Below are 21,388 nucleotides of genomic sequence, written 5' to 3'. Positions count from 1 at the left end.
GGTCATGATCCGGTTTCATTTTGAAGACGATGGTCAGGACTTCCTGTGGTGGGACGTCGAAGATATGGGCGATGGGATCGGCAAGGTTGTCGATGCAGGCCCGTTACAGGCTTGGGCGTGGGCTAGTGGCAACCATTACGTAAACTTGGCCCAACCGCACGGCGTGGGTGACAAGCTCGTCACCACCGATGATCTCGCTCGTTCTCAAGCTACCGGCTATAGCCGGGTTCTTGAACATCGCGTAACGCGTGTAGAGTGCATATCGGAACCGGCAGGTGAAGCATGAACCGCGAAGCCTTAGCCAAGCGTATTGCCGCCCTGCGCCAGATGACCACGGAGCGCGGATGCACCGAGGCGGAGGCACTCGCCGCCGCCGCCAAGGCAGCCGAGCTGATGCAGGAATATGGCCTGTCCGAAAGTGACATTGAGTTTTGCGAACAGGCCGTCACCAGTAAAACGAAGGGACGCAACCCAGCGGCGGACCTTTGGCCGGTGATTGCTCATTGCACGAACACCGCGTCGATCATCGTCAGTTACGTGGTTCCACCGAAAACGGAAGTGACTTTTGTCGGCAAGGCTCCGGGACCGCAGATAGCTACCTATCTGTTGGTGGTGTTGAACCGCGCAATTGCTTTCGAGGTAAAGAAGTTCAAAGCTTCGACGTTCTATCGCCGTCGCCGCTCGCTTTCGACAAAACGGAAAGCGGTTGCTGATTTTACGGTTGGTTTGGTGTGGCGGTTGCGGGAACGTTTGCTTAAGATTTTCGCTCCTGCCGTATCCGACGATATCCGTGCGGCGGCTCATGACGCTCTCGCGGAGCGATACCCTGCCGCATCCAGCATCGAACGAAAGAAGCATCGGACCCGTTACGACGATGCATTATGGAATGGATGGGATGCTGGCGATAACGTGAACCTTTCCCAAGGGGTGAGCGGATCGGAAAAGCCGTTGGCGATAGGCGGTGCAGCATGAGCGCGACCGCCATGATCAACATCGCCAAAAACCAGCTCGGACTGGACGAAGACACTTATCGCGGCATGTTGCACCGCGTCACCGGCAAGGTTTCGCTGCGGGAAATGTCCGAGGCGGAAAAGCTGAAGGTGATAGATGACCTGAAACAAAAGGGCTTTGACCCTGCCGTTAAAAGCCCCTCAAAAGGCAAGCGAAAGCGCCTTGAAGGGAAGTTTGCGGCGAAGCTCCAGGCGCTCTGGATCGCCGGGTACAATCTCGGCGTTGTCACTAACGGTTCTGACGAGGCGCTGATTGCCTTTGTTAAACGCCAGACCAAGCTTGACCATGTGCGGTTTCTGCACGATCCCGCAGATGGCTATAAGGCTATCGAAAGCCTGAAACGCTGGCTCAACCGTGCGGCGGGGGTCAAATGGGCGAAAGACGCGCTTGTCCCGGATTGGGCGAACCAGCCGCACGGCCAGATCGTTTTGGCGCAATGGCAGATGCTGACGAAAGCAGGTCGCACCAACGGAGCATCGATGTCGGAAACGGTCTGGTCGATCTGCGGATATGACGGCAAGCCAGCCCTGAACAATTTGAAGCCGAAAGAATGGCAGACCGCCATGAACGAACTCGGCAGACGTATCAGGAAGGCTGACCGGCCATGACGAACAGCGTCCGCGTCACTGACCATGCTGTGCTCCGCTATCTGGAGCGTGAACACGGTCTCGACGTGGACGCAGTCCGCAATCATATCGCTGGCCTTGCCGCCACTGGCGTTCAGCTGGAGGCAATCAGCGTCAAGGTCGAAAGGGTGAAGCTTTTGCTGTGTGGCGAAACTGTCGTCACCGTTTTGAAACGAAACTGGCCATCGGACCGGAGATCATGACCAGAACCAGCCTGCCAGAAGTTTTAGCAGAAATTGCCCAGGTAGCCGGAACGGAAGCTGCCTGGGCAATTGTGCGTGCGCAGGGCGGCATCACGGTCTACTTGCCGTCGCAGCCGAAAGAAGGCCACTGGCTGGTCGAACTGGTTGGGCAGGAAGCCGCCGAGAAAATCTGCGCACATTTCTGTGTCGGCAATAGCGGCGTCCGTTTGACTATTCCCATGGGGAAATATGCCACCTCGCGCGAACGGCTGGTGAAGGCGCTGGAAGCTGGCATGACAGCTCCCCAGGCGGCGCTTGCTGCAGGCATGCATGAGCGCTCAGCCTACAGGGCGCGCAAGCGTATTCGAAAACAGAAACAGGGAAGCTTATTCTAACATTTGCCTGACACTGTCAGGCGTCCGGTTTCGGGTTCCGGCTGGCACATTTGATCCAAGTTTTGCTCCAGGATCAAGCCACCGGGATAAAAAATGTGAACCAGCTCGCCGCTCGCAACAATCTCGCATCCCATATCAATCATACGGTTCTGGCAGCACTCGCGCCGCGCGTGTCTGCCAAGAAGGTTGCCGACCAGCAGGCAATTATTGCCGCCTTCGGTCCGTTGCTGCCGGAGTTTCTGGACCGCTTTGAAGTCACGACGCCGCTGCGCATCGCTCACTTTCTTGCGCAGCTTGCACACGAAAGCGACGGTTTTTGCGCCATAGAGGAATATGCGAGCGGCGCTGCCTATGAAGGGCGCGCCGATCTTGGCAATACACAGCCCGGCGACGGCAGGCGTTTCAAGGGCCGTAGCCCGATCCAATTGACGGGCCGGGCCAACTACCGCGATTTCACGCGATGGATACGCCAGTTTGTTCCCGATGCGCCCGATTTTGAGCGAAATCCCGAACTGGTCGCGACATGGCCGTGGGCCGCGTGGGCGGTGTTCTTTTTCTGGTCCACCAAGGGACTGAACGCAATCGCAGACCGTGACGATCTTCTTGCCGCCACCAAGCGCATCAATGGTGGCACGAACGGCCTTACTGATCGCGCAGCCTATCTGAAGAAGGCGAAGACGATCATCGCCGAAATTCAGGGTGAAATCCTCGGTCGCGATCAGGATTATTCGATCCTGCGCCGTGGCATGCGCGGGCCGTCCGTTGCCAATGTACAGCGCGCGCTGCGCGCTGCCGGTTTCTATCATATGTCGATCGACGGGGTTTTTGGCGCGGGCACCGAACAGGCCGTGCGCTCCTTCCAGCGCGAACACCGCCTCGTTTCGGATGGTCTGGTAGGACGCAAGACGTTTGCCGCGCTTGAGCGCTTCGTGCCGGAGGACGTGGAATGAGCGAGCCGATCAAGGAGCCGGGCTATACGTCAAGCCGTCGCTATCTCTGGGGCAGCTTTTATCTCGCTTGGGCCGTCATCATCATTCTTGTTGCTGCCGCCTCCTTTGGCTCCGAGCAGGCCGTGGCGATCGCTCCCATTGTGGTGCCGTCCATGGTTGCCCTTATCGTCGGTGTTCTCGGCGTCCATCGCGGTTTCGGGTCTGTCGATTATTGGGCGCAGGCAAAGGCTCTGTTCGTCGATCGGCGCGAGGACCGGCCATGATCGGCATGATCTCTACATGGTTTGGCAAGCGGGCTTCGCAGCTGCTTATTTTAGCTCTCCTGCTTCTATTGGCGGCACTTCTGGCGTTCGCAGCAGTGCGAACGTTTCGCGGCATCATCGGCGATGCTGTTGCAGTCGCGGAAAAAGCCCGTGACGCCCATTGGCGCGAACAGATCGCCACGGCCAATGAAGTGGCTGCGAAAAATATCATCGAACAGATGAAAGCTGCCCAGGCCGCGCAAGAAAAGGCGCAGGCCGAAATCATCCGTCTCAACAACAAGGTTTATGAATTGGAGGATGCCAATGCGGCTCTTTCTGACACTCCTGGCAGTGGCATCGATGTCGATCGTTCACGGCTGCTCAACAACCAGTTCCTCGGTGGACGCGCCAATCCTCCGTACTGAATTCAACAGAGCGCAGGTTCCGTCAGAAGCGCGAAAGCCTTGCGATCCGCCCGTCACGCTTCCAGATCGTGCGCTGTCGGCAAAGGAACTGACGCCGCTATGGGGCAAGGATCGCGCTGCACTTGCCGTCTGCGAGCAACGGCGCGGCGCAGCCATTGCGGCGATTGATGCGGTTCCGGTTCCGCAGGAGCGCCCCAAGAAATGAAGATCGGCAATTTTGCGCACGAGCTGGCCGACATGCGCGCCGAGCAGGAGCGTGACGCCGGGATTGCCGCCGCTCGCGCTCCGCTGAAGCAAACCGGCACGCTGGATTGTATCCGGTGCGGGGATGAGATTGAGGCGGAACGGCGGGCGGCGCTGCCGTCAGCGCGGCGCTGTGTGGATTGTCAGGAAAGTTTTGAACGATGGCAGGCGACAAGGAAACGACTGTGATGGATTTGACCCCGTTGATGCCGTGGCTTGCCGCCGCCGTTTCGATCAGTCACGCGATTGCTGGCGTTTACTCCTGGGCGACATCACCGGCACGTCGCAATGCGGAGGAGATCGGCAAGATCAAGTCCGACCAGGCCGCACACGATCGACGCATTCAGGCCGTCGAAGCCGAAATCAAGCATATGCCTGACAGCGGCACGATCCATAAGCTGGAACTTTTCATGGAGAAATTGAGCGGTCGGCTCGATTCCATCGATGGCCGTTTCGACACGGTCGATGAAAAGCTCAAACCCATCCAGGCGGCAACAGAACGCATGAACGAAGTATTGATGTCCGGGGCGAGGAAATGAGTATTGAAATGGATTACGCCAAGATCATTCGGGAGGAAGCACGCCTCATTATCCTGAAGGCGTTGTCGGAACAGACGAATGAAAGCCTGTCGTCCTCTTTGCTGGAACCTGTTCTGGCCCGTTTTGCGATTCACCAGGAGCGCGCCTGGATACACCAGCAGCTGGAATATCTGCGGAATATGGAAGCGGTCAGCATTGTTGACGCCGGTTCGGTCAAGATCGCCACGCTTACCGAACATGGTCGCCGACATGTCGATCGCCATATCGCCATCGAGGGCGTGAAGCGTCCTTCGCGTGTGGGGGCCTGATCATGACGCGCCAGCGCGGCAGGGGCCGCCTTTCATCCATAGACCTTTTGCCGCCTGAGTGCGATCACGTCATCACGTGGGCCGCGCAACAGTTTGCAGACCGCGACCGCACGCTTGTCGACATTTATGCCGAGTTTAAAAACAAGCTGATCGCTGTTCAGGGCGAACAGGGCGTGGCTTTCGATATTCCTGCATTCTCATCGTTCCACCGGCACTCGGTGCGGCTTGCGCAAATGACCCGTCGCCTGGAGCAAACCCGCGAGATTGCCGCCACGATGTCAGAACGGTTCGACGCGGAGGCTTCCGATGACCTCACTTTGGTCGCGGCAGAGGCGATCAAGGCGCTGATCTATGAGCTGCTTGAAAGTGCTGGCGATGCAGGGATCAACACGAAGGGTGCAATGGAACTGGCGAACGCGTTACGTGCTGCATCGGCTGCGCAAAGTGTATCGACTGCCCGCCGCCAAAAGGTCGAGGCCGAATTTGAGGCCAAGACGGAAAAGGTTCTGGAAAAGGTTGCCAAGGAAGCCGGTCTGTCGGCAGCGGCAGTTTCGCAGCTGCGCCGTGACTTCCTCGGTGTGAAAACACCTGAGGAAAAGAAGCCTGCAGGTGAGGCATGAGCAACCAACTGCCGGACATGAACTGGACCGATCCGGTATTGCCGCAATCACCGGACATGCTGCCGGAAGAATTGCCGCGTGGTGCGGACATTCCCGACGATCTCGATCCGCTGGCCGAAGGAGTTCTCATGAAGCATCAGGCCGAATGGATTGCCGATCCATCCGACCTGAAGGTTGCTTCCAAAGGCCGCCGCACCGGCATCACCTTCGCCGAGGCGCTGGACTGCACGCTGATCGCAGCCGCCAAGCGCTCGGCGGGCGGACAGAATGTTTTCTATATCGGTGACACCAAGGACAAGGGCCGCGAGTTCATCGGCTACGTGAAGCACTTCGCCCAGGTCGTGGCGAAGGAACTTTGCGCGATCGAGGAATTTATCTACCTCGATCATCGCGATGACGGCACCACCAAGCATATTTCCGGCTATCTGATCCGGTTTGCATCAGGCTTTCGCGTGGAAGCCCTTTCATCGCGACCGGAAAACATTCGCGGCCTGCAGGGCGTCGTTGTCATTGACGAAGCAGCCTATCACAAGGACGTGCGTGCCGTCCTCGATGCCGTCAATGCACTTCTGATCTGGGGCGGCAAAATCCGGGTTATCTCGACCCATAACGGCGTTTTGAATCCCTTTAACGAGCTGATCAAAGAGGCTTACGCAGGCAAGAACCCGTTCAAGGTGCACGAGATCACCTTCGGGGATGCGGTGAAGAACGGGCTTTACAAGCGCGTCTGCTACATGAAGGGCGAGGAATGGACGCCGGAAAAGGAAGCGGAATGGGAACGCAAAATCCGCGCCGCCTATGGACCGCGTACTGCCGCCATGAAACAGGAGCTGGACGCTATTCCTGCCGAGCAGGAAGGTGCCGCGCTCACCCGCATCATGATCGAAAATTGCATGGAAAAAGGCATTCCAGTCATTCGCTGGGCCTGCAAGGATGAGTTCAAGAATGAACCCGACCATGTGCGCACCGAAGTCACGCTGGAATTTTGCGAAACCAAGCTTCTGCCGCATCTGATGAAGCTTGATCCACGCCGCCAGCATGTCTTCGGCGGTGACTTTGGTCGCACGGGCGATGCTTCCATATTCATGCCCATGGAGGTCGGGCTTGATCTGGTTCGCCGTGCTGTCATTGCGATCGAGCTGCGCAACGTGCCTTTCGATCAGCAGCGCGAGATTCTTTTCTACATTGTCGATCGACTGCCGCGCTTCACCGGCGGCGCGCTCGATGCGACCGGCAACGGTGCCTATCTGGCGGAAAAGGCAGCGCAGCGCTATGGCGCCAGCTTCATAGAAGTGAAGCTTTCGGAAAGCTGGTATCGCACCGAAATGCCAGCTTACACGATGGCGTTTTCGGACAAGACGATCATTCTGCCCATGGATGCCGACATTCTGGCCGATCACCAGTCACTCGCCTATGTAAACGGCATCGTCAAAGTCCCGGAAGGTCACACGAGCAAGGGCGCGGACGGTTTCGATCGCCACGGCGATAGCGCCATTGCGGGCGCGCTCGCCTACTATGTCAGCCGGGCCGATCTGGAAGAATTTGGGTATCAGAAAGCAACAGACGAGGAATTGAGTGGCGGCGGTATGTTTGCGCGGCCAGCTGGTGGCGGTCTGTTGCCAAGCGTTAGAGGAGGTCTGTTCTGATGGCACAGACGCCAAAGCTCATCGACCAGTGGGGCAACCCCATTTCCACCAGCATGTTGAAACAGGAGGTCGCCGGGCCAACGACCGGCAGCGTCCGCAACATCTGGACGGAAACCATTCTATCCGGTCTCGATCCTATTTCGATGGCCGAGATTTTGCGGCAGGCAGCGAATGGCTATCCTGATCGCTTCTTTGTCCTGGCTGAAGAAATGGAGGAGCGCGACCTCCATTATCGGTCGGTCCTCGGCACTCGCAAGCTTGCCATCACGAGCATTGAGCCGATTGTTGTTCCGGCCTCGAAGGACAATCGGGACGAGTTTATTGCGGACGCCGTGCGCAAGATCATCAAACAGCCGGAATTCGTGGACGACTATATTGACGATCTGCAGGACGGTCTCGGCAAAGGCTATTCGGTTGTCGAAACCATGTGGGACCAGCAGGCGCGCGAATGGTGGCCGGAACGCTTTGAATGGCGCGATCCGCGCTTCTTCGTCATCGACCGGGTAAACGGGCGGACGTTGCGCCTGAAGTCCCCGGAAAACCTCAACGGCACCGATCTGCCGCCATACAAGTTCTCAATCCATCGTCCGAAGCTCAAGTCCGGACTTCCGATCCGTAACGGCCTTGCGCGGCTCGCCTCCTGGGCATTCATGTTCAAGTCATATGCGCTGAAGGACTGGATGGCGTTTCTGGAAGTCTACGGTATGCCGCTGCGTGTCGGGCGCTTCGGCAAGGGTGCGAGCATTGACGATCGGCGTGTGCTTCTTCAGGCCGTGCGCGATATTTCCACCGATGCCGCCGCGATCATCCCGAAGGAAATGGAGATCGAGTTTATCGAGGTAAACGGTTCGTCGGGCAATGGCCTGTTTTCCGGCAAGGCGGAATATCTCGACAAGCAGATTTCCAAGGGCGTCCTCGGCCAGACCATGAGCAGCGATGACGGCTCGTCCATGGCGCAGGCCAAGGTGCATGAGAATGTGCGCCACGATATCGGCAAGGCCGATGCCCGACAGATTTCGGTTACGATCAACCGCGATCTGGTGCGTCCGTTCGTGGACCTTAATTTCGGGCCGCAGGAAGCTTATCCAACTGTGGTACTGCCCTTCGCGGAGAGCGAGGACATCAAGGCGCTGGCCGAAGTCATCAACAAGCTGGTGCCGCTTGGGCTGGAAGTCAGCATGCCGAAGGTTCGCCAGCGCATCGGTTTCGATGAACCGGAAGACGGCGAAAAACTCCTGTATGTGGTCAAAACGCCGAGCGAGAAGCCATCACCGGAACCGAAGCCGGACCCGAATAATGCGGACGATAGCGAAGATATGCCCGCCAAGGCGCGAGCCTTGCGCCCGGCCTGTCCGCATTGCGGCGGCTATCACGCGCTTGCCGCCGACGAGCGCGACGAGCTGGACATCCTCGCCGACACCGGCCTTGAGAATTGGGAAGCGCAGCTCGACCCGCTTTTGAAGCCCGTTAAGGCGCTGTTTGCGCGGGCCCAATCCTATGCCGATATCGAGGCCGGGCTTGATGATCTTGCCGCCAAGATGGACGCCGGGCCGATGGCCGACCGGCTGGCAAAGCTCACCATGATCGCACGCGGCCTGGGCGATAGCGGTGCGGAGATTTGATCCGTGGCGGATAACTTCGATCTGTTCAAGACCGCGCCCGCCGAGGTTGTCCGCTATTTCGATGCCAAGAAATCGAAGCCGACATTCGATTGGCGCGACATAGCGCCGGAAGAACACGCCTATTCATGGACGGTCGCCAAGTCTGCTGGCTTCGACATACTGGACGATATTCGCGCTGCCATGGTCGACTCGATCCGCAATCAGTTGCCGTTCGAACATTTCCGCGACCAGCTCACGCCGATTCTTCAGCAGAAGGGCTGGTGGGGCCGAAAGATCGCGGTCGATCCGCAAGATGGCGTCCCCAAAATTGTCCAGCTTGGCAGTCCGCGACGGCTCCGCACCATCTATTGGTCAAATATCCGGTCGGCCCATGCGGCGGGCGAATGGGAAAAGACAGTGCGCAACAAGCGCTTTCTGCCATTCCTGATCTATTTGCTTTCGGTGTCGGCAGAGCGTCGGCCCGAACATGAAACATGGGTTGGCATTGTGCTGCCCGTCGATCATCCATTTTGGGATACGCACTATCCGCCCAACGGTTGGGGCTGCAAATGCCGCATCCGCCAGATTACCCAACGCGAGGCCGAGCGGCTTGGCTGGAAGGAAGGTCAGGAACCGCCCGTTGTCGTCATGAAGGAATGGCGCAACAAGCGCACCGGCAAGATATCCATGGTGCCGGATGGGATCGATCCCGGTTGGGAGACCAACCCCGGCAAGACGCGCGGGCGCAATGTGAGCGAATTTCTTTATGGCAAGGTAGACGCCATGCCGTCCGAGCGCCAGAGCATTGCCGTGGCCGATGTTGTCGGTTCGCCCCTCATGGATGCGCTTGCGAAAGGCCACCTGCAGAAAGGCGCGGCTTTGCCGGTCGCGCAAATCGGTAGATCGGTTGTCGAAGCTTTCGGTGCCAGGACGGCGCTTGTGAAGCTTTCCGACGATAGCGTGCGGCATATCATTGAGGAACACGCTGCGCGCAATCTTGCCACCGATGATTTCCGGGCGGCGATCGGCGTGCTGCGCGATCCTGCCGCCGTCATTCGTCGTGGCCAGTCTGCCGCTTTCGTGGGCGCGGTTGCTGGTACGTGGTGGCGCACTGTAGTGAAGTCAGCCAATGACGGGCTTGAATGGTGGCTCGTGAGTTTCCACCGCAAAAGCGAGAAGGACGCCCGTTCGTTCATACGGGCGGCAACGAAGAAGGGAACGCTTATAGAGTGATCGGGTGCGGAGGACCGTCAATTCCTCACGGGGCCAGCTGCTCGCCGTCCCGGTTAAACGTGAATGGCTCGCACCCGTCACCAATATGGGCCATATCCGCAGAAAAAACAACCGGGCGGAAAATCGCGCCACTGACGCGCGCGAGCACCCCGGATGCAACATTCTTGCTCCCAAGATAAAATGCGCGCACAGCGGCTTTTAAGGTGCCTCAAAAACGGTTCTATGTTTATATGTGACAGTGTGATTGCGGCTTCGGGCCGGTAGTCATTTCGCCTGACACTGTCAGGGGCGTTATCGAGCGGCGAACACGTCACTTTGTCGCCCATGATGAACGCGACCGCAACAGCTATTTTTCAAACCGATCTCGCAAGCTCTGGCAAGACCGCGCCGGAGTGGATCGAGCTTTTTCCGGCTGGCCCGCAGATCAAGGCCCGCGACGGTCGCGCATGGACGCTTGAGCCGAGCCGGGTGCTTGCTGCCTTCGCCGCGAACAAGGGTCCGCTCGCAATCGACTATGAACATGCCCAGGCTCACAAGGCCCCGAAGGGCGAGGAAGCGCCTGCCGCTGGCTGGATTGTCGAGCTGCAGGAACGGGACGGCGGCGTGTGGGGCCGCGTAGAATGGGTGGCCAAAGCCGCCCGTCAGATCGTCGCCAGGGAATACAGATTCATTTCTCCCGATTTCAACCACACCCGCGAGGGCGTCATTACGCGCCTGAACGGTGCCGGTCTCGTCAACCGACCTGCGCTCGTCATGACGGCGCTTGCTCACGAACAGCCAGACCAACATTCACAACAGGAGACACCTATGCTGAAGGCCATTGCCAAGGCGCTCGGTCTCGCGGAGACGGCAGACGAAGCCGCCATTCTTTCCGCGATCGCCACGCGTGACGGCGAGCGCAAGGCGCTATGCCAGGCGCTCAAGATCGATGACAAGGGCGGTCAGGCGGAAATCACCGCCGCCATTACCAAGCTGCAGGAAGATACGGCGACCGCACTTGCTGCCGTTCAGAATGGCGGCGCGGCGGAAGTGTCGTCGCTTCGTACCGAACTGAACGAAACGAAGACGGCGCTTGCGCAGCTTCAGGAAAAGAACGCCGAGCGCGAAATCGATCTTGCGCTCGATGCGGCAGCGTTAGCGGGCAAGATCACGCCCGCCACTCGCGAAACCTATCGCGCCATGTGCTCGCTTGAAGGCGGTCTCGACAAGTTCAATGCCCTTGTCGCCACACTGCCCGTCATCGCAGCACCGTCCAAGCTCGACGGCAAGCAGCCGGAGACCACGGCGGAAGCCGATCTCGATCCGGTCGCGCTTGCCAGTGAGGCCCGCGCCTATGTCAACGAAAAGGCGGCGCAGGGCATCACGGTTTCGATCACGGACGCCGTGGCTCATGTAAAGGAGAAGCGCCAGTGACCCCGACCTTTATCAAGAGCTTTCGCGCCCTTGCCGCCGTTGCGGGCTATCTGATCGTCAAGGCTGGCGTGGACGGTGTTGCGGTTGCCACGTCCGAAACCGATCCGCTGATCGGTGCCGCCGACAGCATGGGCGCGCCTGCCGATGGCATGCTTGACGTTATCCAGGGCGGACACGGTGAAGTGCGTGCAGGTGGAACTTTCGCGTTTGGCGATCCCCTGACTGCCGACGCACAGGGCCGCGCCGTCAAGGCCGTGCCTGCTGCTGGCAAGCTCGTCCGCATCATCGGCTTTGCCATGCAGGATGCCGACGAAAACGACATCGTGCCGTACCTCTTCGCGCCCGGCTGCATAGCTGCGGCCTGACCGTAACCGCGCCAGCGTCCTAGGGCGCTGGCCGATCATAACCGTTTCGAGGAAAACCCATGAAGCGCCCATTTCCAATTGACCCAACGCTGACCGCTATTGCGATCGGCTATCGCAATCCGGCGCACACCCTGATCGGGCGGCGCGTTCTCCCGCCTGTGCAAGTTCTGTCCGAACAGTTCCAGTGGATGAAGTTCCCGCTTGCGGAAGGTTTCACCGTTCCTGAAACCCGCGTCGGTCGCAAGGGCCAAGTCAATCAGGTGGAGTTCACGGCAGACGAAGAAAGCTCGGCTGTCGAAGATTATGGTCTGGACGATGCAATCCCGCATTCGGACGTGAAGGCTGCGGCCCGCGCCCGGGCTGAAAAGCGTTCCACTTACGACCCGCGCGCCTCGGCTGTCGAAGGCTTGACCAATCTGATCGAGCTTGACCGCGAAGTGCGCGTGGCGCGCCTGATGCAGAACCCGAACAATTATGCTGCCGACAAACGCATCGCGCTCGCGGGCACGGCCAAATTCTCGGACTTTGCCAATTCCGACCCATACGGCGTCATTGATGACGCGATGGGAAAGACGCTTGTTTATCGTCCGAACCGCATCTCCATGGGCTTCGCGGTCTGGAGCAAGCTGAAGAAGCACCCGCGTCTGATTAAAGCCGTCAAGGGTGGGTTGACTGAAGACGGTGCGATTACCAAGGCGCAGTTCGCGGAGCTGTTCGAGCTTTCGGCTGAAAATGTGCTGATCGGCGAAGCGTTTCTCAACACGACCCGCAAGGGTCAGGAAGCGCGTCTTGAACGTGTCTGGGGCAACTCCATCCAGCTTAATTTCGTGGACACCGCCAAGCGCGCCACCACGGATTACAACGTCACCTTCGGCTTTACCGCCGAATACGGCAACCGCATTTCCGGTTCGATCGAAGATCCCGATATCGGCCTTGAAGGCGGTGAGCGCGTCCGCGTGGGCGAACGCGTCAAGGAACTGATCTGCGCCAAGGACGTAGGCGTCATCATCACCAATCCCATCTGATCGGCCAGCCGGTCGTTTCAACCGGTCGGCCATTCAGGCCGACCATCTGTTTGAGGGAAAGACACAATGTCCAAGCCTAACGAAAACCAGAACAAGGGCGTGACCGGCGACAATGACGCCGCCGCCAAGGCGAAAGCAGAAGCGGAAGCAAAAGCCCTGCAGGAAGCAGAGAAGGCGAAGGCCGAGGCGGAAGAAAAGGCGAAGGCCAAGGCGAAAGCTGAAGCCGAGGCACAAGCCTTGCAGGAAGCCGACCGGGCCAAAGCCGAGGCGGAAGCACAGGCGAAAGCGGATGCGGAAGCATTGGCACGGTTGGAAGCAAACGGGCCCATTGCCCGCTGTGAAATCCGTCTGGACGGCAAGATTTACAAGCCGGGTGCCCGCCTGCCGATTGACGAAGACGACGACGTTTTCGACGAACTGGAAGCCATCGGCGCGATTTAAGTTTCATCCTCCCAGGATGGGCCGCAGGGGGCGGCCAGCGTCAGCGAAGTGCGAACACCCCCACCAATTTCGAAGGCAGGATCATGATTTACGCAACACGGGCAGACATCGAGGAGCTTTGGGGCGTCGAGTTCGTCGGCGACATCCTGCCCGAAGGTGTGGATGCCGATGCGTCGATCTTGTCCGCGCTCGATATCGCCAGCAAGGAAGTCGATGTCTATCTCTCGGCGCGCTATCCGCTGCCGCTTCCTTCCGCGCCCGGCGTCCTGAAGTCGCCTACCGCCGATATCGCCGTCTACAAGCTGGCGAATAGGCATTCCGCACTCACCAACACAATTGAGGATCGCTACAAGTGGGCGCGCGAGCTGCTGCAGCGCATCGCAGACGGCAAGGCTGGCCTTGGCGCTGACGAGCCGCGTGTTTCCACCGATCCCGGCAGCTCGGCGGGCGGCGCTGCGTTCTCGGCCAATTCCCGCGTGTTCTCCCGGAGGACATTGCCATGAGCGGCGTTGCGCTTGAAATCCGCGAGACCGGCCTTGAAGCCGCGTTGAGCTTGGTCGATGGGATCGCCCATGCACCGAGGCAGGAGCTTTCGGAGGGCATTGGCAGGCTCGTCCAGGAGCAGACCCGGCAGCGCATCGAGGAAGAAAAGCGCTCGCCCGAAGGTGCGGCATGGAAACCGAACATCACGCGGACCAGCATCCTTTATCGGACTGGCACGCTGTCCCGCTCGATCGACTATGTTGCGACACCCGATAGCGTGATGATCGGCTCGGCGCTCGTTTATGCGCGCATCCACCAGTTGGGCGGCACGATCCGGCCCAAGACCGCCAAGGCGCTCGCCTTCATGATCGGCAATATGATGCGCCTGGTTCAAAGCGTCACCATCCCGGCCCGCCGATATCTTGGTCTGTCGCCAGCGAACCAGACCGACATTGTCGAGGCAGCTGAAGACTGGCTGAAAAGGCTTGTCCAATGAGCAAGCGCCAGTCTCGTATCAATGAATTCCGCGCTGCCGTTGTGGACACCATCAAGAAGGCGTTGCCGGAATTGCGCGAATGTGAATCGCAGTTCGGTCGCTTCAACCTCGACGAACTGGAAACGACCAGCATTCGCCCGCCCGCCGTCCGTGTCGGACTGTTGCAAGGGAAGCTCAAGCATACCCCGTCCGGTCAAGCCGAAGGGACAATGTCTTGCGCGGCCTTCGCTGTCACGGATGGCAAGGACCGCGACGAACAAGCCTGGGCGATCGCGGAAGCCATCGCCGTGTCGCTGCACACAAGCCAGATGTTCGGGCTTGTCCAGGTCGGCACCCCGCAGGCTGTTTCCATTCAGCCCGTTATTTCGGCGGCGATTAAGGCGCGGGGCGTGTCGATTATCGCCGTCGAGTGGACGCAAGAGCTGCGCCAGCTCGGCCAGAATATTTTCGACCAGGACGGCGTTGTCCCTTCCGAACTCTACATCAATGACGAGCTGATCGAGGTGCGCGCCGATGACTGACATCATCGTCCGAGAGCTTTTGTCCCTTCGCAAGTCGATCGATGATCTGGAGCGCCGCCTTGCGGCTTCGCACATGACCGGCAAGGTTGTCGAAATCGATGGCGACCGCGTGCGGCTGGAGCTGCAATCCGAAGACGGCCGCACCGGCAAGCCGTTCCTGTCGCCATGGGTCCAGGTGCAGGAAGCCGCAGGATCGACCGGCACACATTTTCCGGTCGCGATCGGTGACCCGATCCGCCTGTTTTCGCCCAATGGCGAGCTTGGCAGTCAGTCGATCGCCATCCGCGACGGCTACACCGATGAAGCGAAAAACCCGGCCAAGAATGGCGAACTGGCGATTGCGCACGGCGGCTGCGCGCTCCGTTTTGAAGGCGGCAATGCGATCATTGAAGCCGACGAGATCATCTTCAAAAGCAAAAAGCTCAAGCACAACGAAAAGAATGTCGGTGACACCCACACTCACGGCGGCGTCGAGCGTGGTGGTAGCAACACCAAAGAACCCAACGAATGAAAGGGCATCTAAATGGCCGTTAAGAGCAGATTTGAAGTGACCGAAAAGGCCGGAACGTTCGTGGCCGGTGAGCGCAATCCCGGCGCTGGCAAGCCGATCAGCTTGACCGAGGATCAGGCGTATTATCCGCTTATCGCGGGAGAGATCAGACGGCCCGGCACGGTCGTGGAAGCGGACCCTGCAGCGGGCAAGCCGAAGAAGGCTTGACCATGCGAACGGGTATCGACGCTCAAACAGGCAAGCTTCTGACCGGCTGGGCGCATTGCGTCCAGTCGATCGGCAAATGCCTGACCACGCGTTTTCGTACCCGTATGCTGCGCGCCTATATCGGCTCGCTCGTCCCTGAAATGCAGGATCAGAACGCCGACGCCATGACGATCTTCAAGGTCTATATGTCGATCGCGGAAGCGTTAAACGATCCGATCAGCGGGGAACCCGGCTTCAGCCTCCAGACAATCGAGATGGTGGAATACGGTCCTTCGGGCCGGTTCGTGTTCCTCCTCGATGGCATTTTTTACCCGCGCGGCCACCTCGGCGATTATTCCCTTCAGGAACGCAAATCGGCGCGGCTCGACCAGACAGGAGCTATCCTATGAGCGCCATCAGCGTGTTTGAAGGCTTGCCAAAGCCGGAAATGATCAAGCCGCTCGATGCGGAGGCGATCGTTGAAACCACGTTGCTGGATTTCAAGGAGCGCTCGGCGGCTTATGGCGTCGATTACGATGTTGAAAGGACAGCCTATGACCCAGCTGTCATCCAGCACGAGATTAGTGCCGCTCGCGAAACCGGCGTGCGCGCCGCCATAAACGATGCCGCCGCCTCCAATCTGTTGCCCTTTGCGATGGGCGCAGACCTCGACCACGTTGCAGCTTTCTATGATGTGTTCCGTCTGCCCGGCGAACTGGACGATGCCTTGCGTGAGCGGACGGCGCTTTCGATCAAGGCCCGCTCGCCCGGTGGCTCGGCATATTGGTACGCAGCTGCTGCGCGCCGCACCGATGTGCGCATCCGCGACGTTGCCGTATATCGCGAAGACTTCTGGCCCATTATCCATATTGCGATTCTATCCAGCGAAAACGGCGGCATACCCGATCGGGCCATGCTCGATGCTGTCAGCGCCGAGGTGCAGAGCGACACGGTGCGCCTTCTCAACGACACGCTGATTGTTGAGCCTGCCGTGACGCAGATCGTTTCCATCAAGGCCAATTACTGGCTGCTTCCGGCTGCATCGTCGGTCGTCAATGAAACCTATCTGGAAAACAGCCTGCGCGATGCCTGGGCAAAGGAGACAGGGATTGGTTTCGACCTTGAATGCTCATGGATCGAAGGCAAGTTACATGCGCCGGGCGTCAAGAGGATCGAACTGATCGAACCGGCCATGTCGGTGATTGCCGCGCCTGGCACCGCCATTGCGCTCGATAAGATTGAGCTTCAGTACATGGGGCGTGACTATTGATCGAGCGCCATCACCACCAGCCGCAGAACGCCAACCGATACGAACGGGCCATGTCCGAGTCTCTGGATCGGAGATCGGAGCTTGTTCCGTCGATCGAGGCGCTGCACGCCTTCAAGTTCAATCCGCCCGACCAGATAGTCCCTTATCTGATCGCGGAATACGGTTTGACGGAAATTGAGGACTTCATTCGTGACCCGCGCGAAATCCTCAAGGAAGGCATCCAGTGGCAACGCCTGATCGGCACGCCCGCCGCCATGCACAAGGCATTGCGGTGGATACGTCATGACGGCGATATCGAGGAAGCCGCGTTCGATGATGCAAAGTGGTGGCAGTTTCAAATCCACCTGCCGTTTGAGGTCCGCAACACCGACTTTGTGAAACCGATGACGCGGCTCGCCAAGGCTTCAAAGCCGCTGCGATCGAATTTCATTCGTGTGACGGCTGGATGGGATGTTCGGGCTTTCCGGCTCGACACGCACCAGCTCGACGGCGGCGCTTATCTCGATGATTGGTCGGGCATTCGCCGGAGACCGGACGAACCCGTTTTGTCGTTGCGTTTCCATCACCGTGACCGTGTTCGCTTCTGGCCGCAGAATGTCGTCACGGTGCGGTACGCTACACACCTGACCCAGCCCTATCGTGTCCGCTACGATCTGCCGTTGCGGCAGCGGCAGGGCATGTTCGCAGCACTATCAACTCGCCTCACGCGCTATAGCGAACCGGCTATCCAGCCGTTCCGGAACGCGCCTTTCGTCTCCGCACCGTTCGGGAAGCCAGCTTTCCGGGCGCATTTAGGGCTTTCATAGATGGCTACTCCAGTTTTTACCGTCGGTTCCCGCACCATTGTCGCACAGTTGCTGATGCAACAGCCGCTTTTTCTGGCCGTTGGAAGTGGCGATCCCGCCTGGGATGATATTCCGCCGCCTGCCACGCCAGAGGAAGAATCGCTCGAAATGGCGGCGTTATCGCGAGAAACCGCACTCAAAAACTGTGTCGGCTTTACCCGCCTTCGCTCAAAATCCTTCGTTGTGCCGGATGAAGCCGGAACGATCGTCATGCTGGACGGCTCCAAGTGGTCGAAAACCAACGATCCGGGTCCGGCTTTCATGCTCGAATATCTGCTGGAACTGGAGGAGGCGACCGGCGTCTCCTTGCGCGAAAGCGGCGTTTATGTCGGCACGCAGTTCGCGGCCAGCGTTCCAGCCGGTCAAATGTACGTGCCGCTTGCGGACGTGACTTCGCTCGGCACGCTGATCCAGCTCACCCGCTTTCCCCCGATTGTTCGCGACGGTTCGCTAAGCCAGTCGATGACGCCTGTTCTTGAGGTCTAAGCTCTCATGAGTATTTTCATCCGCCACGGCTTTCTTGACCGCTATAGCCGAAGCGCGAAGCGGTTTGCCCTTGCCTTCAAGAAAAAGCTCTATCTGCAATCGACGGACCTGAACGAACTCCAGTCCATGGCCGATGACAAGATGCGGCGCGGGTTTGACGCGTTGTTTCAGGACGGTCGTGTTACGGCTGGCCCGGCCCCGGTGGTCGAGGAAGTTGACGACGATCATATCCGCGTTAAGCTCGGCGATTGCACCGTCTATGTCGGCGGCTATTTCCATGATGTTCCTGCCGCCGAGTTCGTGCTTGCCAAAGCGGGAACGGCCTATATCGGCGTGATCGTCACCGAAAACACAGTGGACGATGTGGCCGATCCGTCGCTCAAGGGCAGCATTCCCGACACGCAGGCTTTCATGCAGCCGGGCGCGAGCCGGATTGAAATTACCGTCGCGTGGTCGCATTCGCGTCTCGACAATGAAATCCCGCTCGTCAATGTCTATACCGTTCTCGACGGCACGATATTGATGTCGGACACCAACACCGAATTCTCGGAAATCTACAAGGCGCTCGCTCGCCAGTCGGACGAAAGCAACGGCAGCTTTGTCAATTCCGGCTATCACGTGACAGCTGTCGAGATCGACGCCCAGGGCAACCAGGTGTTTTCGGTTTCCGAAGGTGTGGCATGGCTCAACGGCTGGCGCACGGCGCGTTCCCAGGCATTGCGGTTTGTCATTCCTGAAGAACCGGACCTTGCGCCCGTCGACAATGAAACGCACCGTTTCACCGCCGCGACAGGCGGCGAGCAGACGATCCAGCTCACCAAGTCGCCTATCGCCAAGGTTCGGCGCGTCACCATCGTGAAAGAGACAACGCAGACGGTCGTGCACGGTTCTTATACCGGCGTTACCGATCAGCTGCCGCATTCGTCCATCAAACAGATTTTCAAGGTGTGGGATACGACGCGCGAATATCCGGCAACCACGTCATGGATCAATTCGGGAGGTTCGCTCGACTGGTCGCCGTCCGGCCCGGAACCCGCGCCGGGTGCCTCCTATGATATCCACTACCAATATTATGAAAACATCATCCTTGCGCCTGAAGCGATCGGGCGCGGTTCACTCAAGATCAGCGGCGCGGCCAAGGATACAGACGTATTTCTTGACTATGACTACAAGCTGCCGCGCATCGATGTGATTGCTCTGATCCCAGGCGGCTATCTGGCGCACATCAAGGGTACGTCTTCGGCCACTCGGCCACGTGCGCCGTCCGTTCCTTCAACGCATCTGGAGCTTGCCCGCGTCACCAATAATTGGGGCTTGCTGCCGAGCATCGAGCAGACGGCCGTTCCGAATATGGATTATTCGGAAATGCGCAACCTGAAGGAAACGGTGGTCAATCTGGCCGATCTGGTGGCGCAGCTGCGCTTGCGCTTTGATGTCAACGCGCGGGACGTTTCGGCCCGGCGCGGCATGTTTGTCGATTCCTTTGTCAATGATGCCATGCGCGACCAGGGCGTGGCGCAGACCGCTGCGAGCTATGGCGGCAAGCTGCGCCTGCCGATCAAGACCACGGCGCATGAGTTCCCGGCGATGACCGAGCCTTTGATGCTGCCATTCACCGAGGAAATTGTTCTGAGCCAATTGCGCGAAAGCGGCGAGATCGAGATCAACCCGAACGCCGTCTTTACCGCCGTGCCGGGCCGCGCAACGCTTAATCCGGCAACGGACACGTGGACCGATAAGAACACCGTCTGGTCATCGAGCGAAACGCAGAGTTTCGATTCCTCGATGGGCGAATATCTGCCCGATTACATCACCGGGATCGACATCACGGCCAATGTTGAAAAAGTCCGGACCGATGTGAAGGCTGCAGAGTTCATCCGGCAGCGTCCGCTTGCCTTCCGCATCGAAGGTTTCCGGCCCAACGAAACACTCGACAAGATCTACTTCGATGAAATCGAGATCGCGCCGGCCACGGTCTCCGGTCCTGCCGGCAATGATGGCGTCATCACCGGAACGCTCGACATTCCGGCCAAGGTGCCGACCGGCACAAAGATCGTTGTGTTTCAAGGCGCATTCACCGAGGCGTCATGCACCTATGCGGCGCGCGGCGAGATCACCACGGAAGAATACCGGCTTGCAACTTCGGTGCAAACGACGACCGCAACCATGCCGCAGCCGGTCGTCAACAACACCGTTATCAACAATGTCACCAACGTGACCAATGTCACCCAACAGACCGGCAATCAGAACAATTCCCGCGTGATCCAGCCGCGTGAACCCCGGAGTGCACACCATGACTAACCCGATCTCGCAACCCTTCGTGCTGACGGAATCGCGTTGCCTTACTGGCGTGTCCGTCAAATGCGCTCGCGTCGGTGATCCTGCAAAGCCGGTCCTGGTGCAGATCAGGCCCATGGAATACGGCATGGCCGATCCAAAGACGGTTCTGGCTGAAGCCTACGTTCCCGGCTCGGCGCTGAAGGAAGGCGAGTTCTTTGACGCCAATTTCCGCTATCCGGTTTACGCCGAGAAAGCCCGCAATCTTGCAATCGTCCTGATGACCGACGATCCGACGCGCACCGTCGCGGTTGGCAGGCTGGGCGATGTGGACAAGACCGGCCAGCTTATCAGCCAACAGCCGTTCACGGTCGGCTCGCTTCAGATATCGTCCAACGGCGCGACCGTGACCACGCTCGACGGCACCTATCTGGTCTGCAAGCTGCGCGGCGCTCGCTTCACCGAAACCGAAAAGCGCGCCTATGTCGGCACGTTCAAGGCGGCGAAGATGTCCGATATTCTGGTGTCAGCCGGTGTGGAATATCCAGAAACGGGCACCGATGTCGCGATTATCCTGAAGCGCCCGGATGGCAGCGAAATCGTATCGTCGCCTACGCAGGCGCATATGCTCACCGAATATATCGTCAACGAGGATATTCAGGTGTTCGCCCATTTGCGCGGGTCAGACCGCGTGACGCCGTTCGTGTTTCCGGGCGTCCAGGTGCGCGAGGGCGAGCTTCAACCGACCGCCAATTATGAAACCCGCTCCGTCGAGTTCAAGGACGCGAGCAAGGTTGTCACCACGATAGAGGCGAAGCTTCCAAGCGGTTCTTCAGCGCAAATATCGATCGGCGTGCAGGGCGATTTCGTCCAGGTCGCACCGATAGAGGCGACCCCGCTCGGCGACGGTGTGGCCGAGCAGACCTATGAGCGGCCCGACTATCCTGAAGCAAATCTGGATGCCCGCACCCGCATTGTTTTGAACGGCACGCCAGCAGCGCGACCGGAAATATCGAACTTGCGCATGTGGATTTCGAAGGTGGCATGA

Annotated in this window: 31 protein-coding genes; all 31 read left to right on the top strand. The window is 59.0% G+C overall.

The features are described 5' to 3' along the window. Positions 1–4: 4 nt before the first annotated feature. The 31 genes from OINT_RS08785 (at position 5) to OINT_RS24075 (ending at position 21,388) form a co-directional block, all read left to right on the top strand. Positions 5–286: a hypothetical protein gene (locus tag OINT_RS08785; RefSeq protein WP_039852738.1), complete on the top strand. Its 282-nt coding sequence runs from the start codon at positions 5–7 to the stop codon at positions 284–286. Continuing rightward, positions 283–972 (top strand): DUF7168 domain-containing protein, encoded by a 690-nt coding sequence (locus OINT_RS08780; protein WP_006467442.1) that lies wholly within the window; start codon positions 283–285, stop codon positions 970–972. Before OINT_RS08785 ends, OINT_RS08780 begins: the two co-directional genes overlap by 4 nt. Continuing rightward, on the top strand, positions 969–1,619 hold the full coding sequence (locus OINT_RS08775; protein ID WP_006467441.1) for a gp16 family protein: 651 nt from the start codon (positions 969–971) through the stop codon (positions 1,617–1,619). Before OINT_RS08780 ends, OINT_RS08775 begins: the two co-directional genes overlap by 4 nt. After that, positions 1,616–1,840, top strand: a complete 225-nt coding sequence (locus OINT_RS08770; RefSeq protein WP_006467440.1) for a hypothetical protein — start codon at positions 1,616–1,618, stop codon at positions 1,838–1,840. The genes OINT_RS08775 and OINT_RS08770 overlap by 4 nt, the downstream gene beginning before the upstream one ends. Continuing rightward, positions 1,837–2,214, top strand: coding sequence for a hypothetical protein (locus tag OINT_RS08765; RefSeq protein WP_006467439.1), 378 nt, complete (start codon positions 1,837–1,839; stop codon positions 2,212–2,214). Before OINT_RS08770 ends, OINT_RS08765 begins: the two co-directional genes overlap by 4 nt. Positions 2,215–2,309: 95 nt before the next feature. Then, positions 2,310–3,164, top strand: coding sequence for a peptidoglycan-binding protein (locus tag OINT_RS08760; protein WP_050791001.1), 855 nt, complete (start codon positions 2,310–2,312; stop codon positions 3,162–3,164). Further along, positions 3,161–3,427, top strand: coding sequence for a hypothetical protein (locus tag OINT_RS08755; protein ID WP_039852736.1), 267 nt, complete (start codon positions 3,161–3,163; stop codon positions 3,425–3,427). Before OINT_RS08760 ends, OINT_RS08755 begins: the two co-directional genes overlap by 4 nt. Then, positions 3,424–3,831: a hypothetical protein gene (locus tag OINT_RS08750; protein WP_050791000.1), complete on the top strand. Its 408-nt coding sequence runs from the start codon at positions 3,424–3,426 to the stop codon at positions 3,829–3,831. Before OINT_RS08755 ends, OINT_RS08750 begins: the two co-directional genes overlap by 4 nt. Further along, positions 3,806–4,036, top strand: a complete 231-nt coding sequence (locus tag OINT_RS08745; RefSeq protein ID WP_006467436.1) for a hypothetical protein — start codon at positions 3,806–3,808, stop codon at positions 4,034–4,036. Before OINT_RS08750 ends, OINT_RS08745 begins: the two co-directional genes overlap by 26 nt. Then, complete coding sequence (locus OINT_RS08740) at positions 4,033–4,263, top strand: TraR/DksA C4-type zinc finger protein (RefSeq protein ID WP_006467435.1); 231 nt, start codon at positions 4,033–4,035, stop codon at positions 4,261–4,263. Before OINT_RS08745 ends, OINT_RS08740 begins: the two co-directional genes overlap by 4 nt. Next, entirely contained in the window at positions 4,263–4,613 is a 351-nt protein-coding gene (locus OINT_RS08735; protein ID WP_115168632.1) for a DUF2730 family protein, read from the top strand. Before OINT_RS08740 ends, OINT_RS08735 begins: the two co-directional genes overlap by 1 nt. Further along, entirely contained in the window at positions 4,610–4,921 is a 312-nt protein-coding gene (locus tag OINT_RS08730; protein WP_006467433.1) for a VpaChn25_0724 family phage protein, read from the top strand. The genes OINT_RS08735 and OINT_RS08730 overlap by 4 nt, the downstream gene beginning before the upstream one ends. 2 nt (positions 4,922–4,923) lie before the next feature. Further along, the gene (locus OINT_RS08725) at positions 4,924–5,541 is read left to right on the top strand and encodes a DUF3486 family protein (protein WP_006467432.1); all 618 of its coding nucleotides are present in this window, start codon (positions 4,924–4,926) and stop codon (positions 5,539–5,541) included. Then, positions 5,538–7,187, top strand: a complete 1,650-nt coding sequence (locus tag OINT_RS08720; RefSeq protein WP_006467431.1) for a hypothetical protein — start codon at positions 5,538–5,540, stop codon at positions 7,185–7,187. Before OINT_RS08725 ends, OINT_RS08720 begins: the two co-directional genes overlap by 4 nt. After that, positions 7,187–8,809, top strand: a complete 1,623-nt coding sequence (locus OINT_RS08715; RefSeq protein WP_006467430.1) for a DUF935 domain-containing protein — start codon at positions 7,187–7,189, stop codon at positions 8,807–8,809. The genes OINT_RS08720 and OINT_RS08715 overlap by 1 nt, the downstream gene beginning before the upstream one ends. Before the next feature lie 3 nt (positions 8,810–8,812). Next, positions 8,813–10,021, top strand: coding sequence for a phage head morphogenesis protein (locus OINT_RS08710; RefSeq protein WP_006467429.1), 1,209 nt, complete (start codon positions 8,813–8,815; stop codon positions 10,019–10,021). Between the two features lie 324 nt (positions 10,022–10,345). Beyond that, the gene (locus tag OINT_RS08705) at positions 10,346–11,434 is read left to right on the top strand and encodes a phage protease (protein WP_235691663.1); all 1,089 of its coding nucleotides are present in this window, start codon (positions 10,346–10,348) and stop codon (positions 11,432–11,434) included. Next, a complete protein-coding gene (locus OINT_RS08700; protein ID WP_006467427.1) occupies positions 11,431–11,799 on the top strand; it encodes a capsid cement protein in 369 nt (122 codons plus the stop codon). Before OINT_RS08705 ends, OINT_RS08700 begins: the two co-directional genes overlap by 4 nt. Before the next feature lie 59 nt (positions 11,800–11,858). Beyond that, positions 11,859–12,824: a major capsid protein gene (locus OINT_RS08695; RefSeq protein WP_006467426.1), complete on the top strand. Its 966-nt coding sequence runs from the start codon at positions 11,859–11,861 to the stop codon at positions 12,822–12,824. A gap of 66 nt (positions 12,825–12,890) precedes the next feature. Further along, positions 12,891–13,265 (top strand): hypothetical protein, encoded by a 375-nt coding sequence (locus tag OINT_RS23810; protein ID WP_050790999.1) that lies wholly within the window; start codon positions 12,891–12,893, stop codon positions 13,263–13,265. Positions 13,266–13,348: 83 nt separating this feature from the next. Further along, a complete protein-coding gene (locus OINT_RS08685) occupies positions 13,349–13,768 on the top strand; it encodes a gp436 family protein (protein ID WP_006467425.1) in 420 nt (139 codons plus the stop codon). Further along, positions 13,765–14,244, top strand: coding sequence for a phage virion morphogenesis protein (locus tag OINT_RS08680; RefSeq protein WP_006467424.1), 480 nt, complete (start codon positions 13,765–13,767; stop codon positions 14,242–14,244). Before OINT_RS08685 ends, OINT_RS08680 begins: the two co-directional genes overlap by 4 nt. After that, positions 14,241–14,765, top strand: coding sequence for a hypothetical protein (locus OINT_RS08675; RefSeq protein WP_006467423.1), 525 nt, complete (start codon positions 14,241–14,243; stop codon positions 14,763–14,765). The genes OINT_RS08680 and OINT_RS08675 overlap by 4 nt, the downstream gene beginning before the upstream one ends. Next, entirely contained in the window at positions 14,758–15,276 is a 519-nt protein-coding gene (locus OINT_RS08670) for a hypothetical protein (RefSeq protein WP_006467422.1), read from the top strand. Before OINT_RS08675 ends, OINT_RS08670 begins: the two co-directional genes overlap by 8 nt. A gap of 12 nt (positions 15,277–15,288) precedes the next feature. After that, entirely contained in the window at positions 15,289–15,483 is a 195-nt protein-coding gene (locus OINT_RS08665; RefSeq protein WP_006467421.1) for a hypothetical protein, read from the top strand. A 2-nt stretch (positions 15,484–15,485) separates the two neighbouring features. After that, a complete protein-coding gene (locus OINT_RS08660) occupies positions 15,486–15,872 on the top strand; it encodes a GPW/gp25 family protein (RefSeq protein WP_039852730.1) in 387 nt (128 codons plus the stop codon). Then, complete coding sequence (locus tag OINT_RS08655) at positions 15,869–16,732, top strand: baseplate J/gp47 family protein (RefSeq protein WP_006467419.1); 864 nt, start codon at positions 15,869–15,871, stop codon at positions 16,730–16,732. Before OINT_RS08660 ends, OINT_RS08655 begins: the two co-directional genes overlap by 4 nt. After that, the gene (locus OINT_RS08650) at positions 16,729–17,538 is read left to right on the top strand and encodes a phage tail protein (RefSeq protein ID WP_006467418.1); all 810 of its coding nucleotides are present in this window, start codon (positions 16,729–16,731) and stop codon (positions 17,536–17,538) included. The genes OINT_RS08655 and OINT_RS08650 overlap by 4 nt, the downstream gene beginning before the upstream one ends. Continuing rightward, positions 17,539–18,063 (top strand): hypothetical protein, encoded by a 525-nt coding sequence (locus OINT_RS08645; protein WP_006467417.1) that lies wholly within the window; start codon positions 17,539–17,541, stop codon positions 18,061–18,063. Positions 18,064–18,069: 6 nt separating this feature from the next. Beyond that, the gene (locus OINT_RS08640) at positions 18,070–20,364 is read left to right on the top strand and encodes a DUF4815 domain-containing protein (RefSeq protein ID WP_006467416.1); all 2,295 of its coding nucleotides are present in this window, start codon (positions 18,070–18,072) and stop codon (positions 20,362–20,364) included. Next, positions 20,357–21,388, top strand: a complete 1,032-nt coding sequence (locus OINT_RS24075) for a hypothetical protein (RefSeq protein WP_235691662.1) — start codon at positions 20,357–20,359, stop codon at positions 21,386–21,388. The genes OINT_RS08640 and OINT_RS24075 overlap by 8 nt, the downstream gene beginning before the upstream one ends.

The organism is Brucella intermedia LMG 3301 (assembly GCF_000182645.1).
In the GTDB taxonomy this organism is placed as follows: domain Bacteria; phylum Pseudomonadota; class Alphaproteobacteria; order Rhizobiales; family Rhizobiaceae; genus Brucella; species Brucella intermedia.
This window is presented reverse-complemented; position numbering and strand designations above follow the sequence as displayed.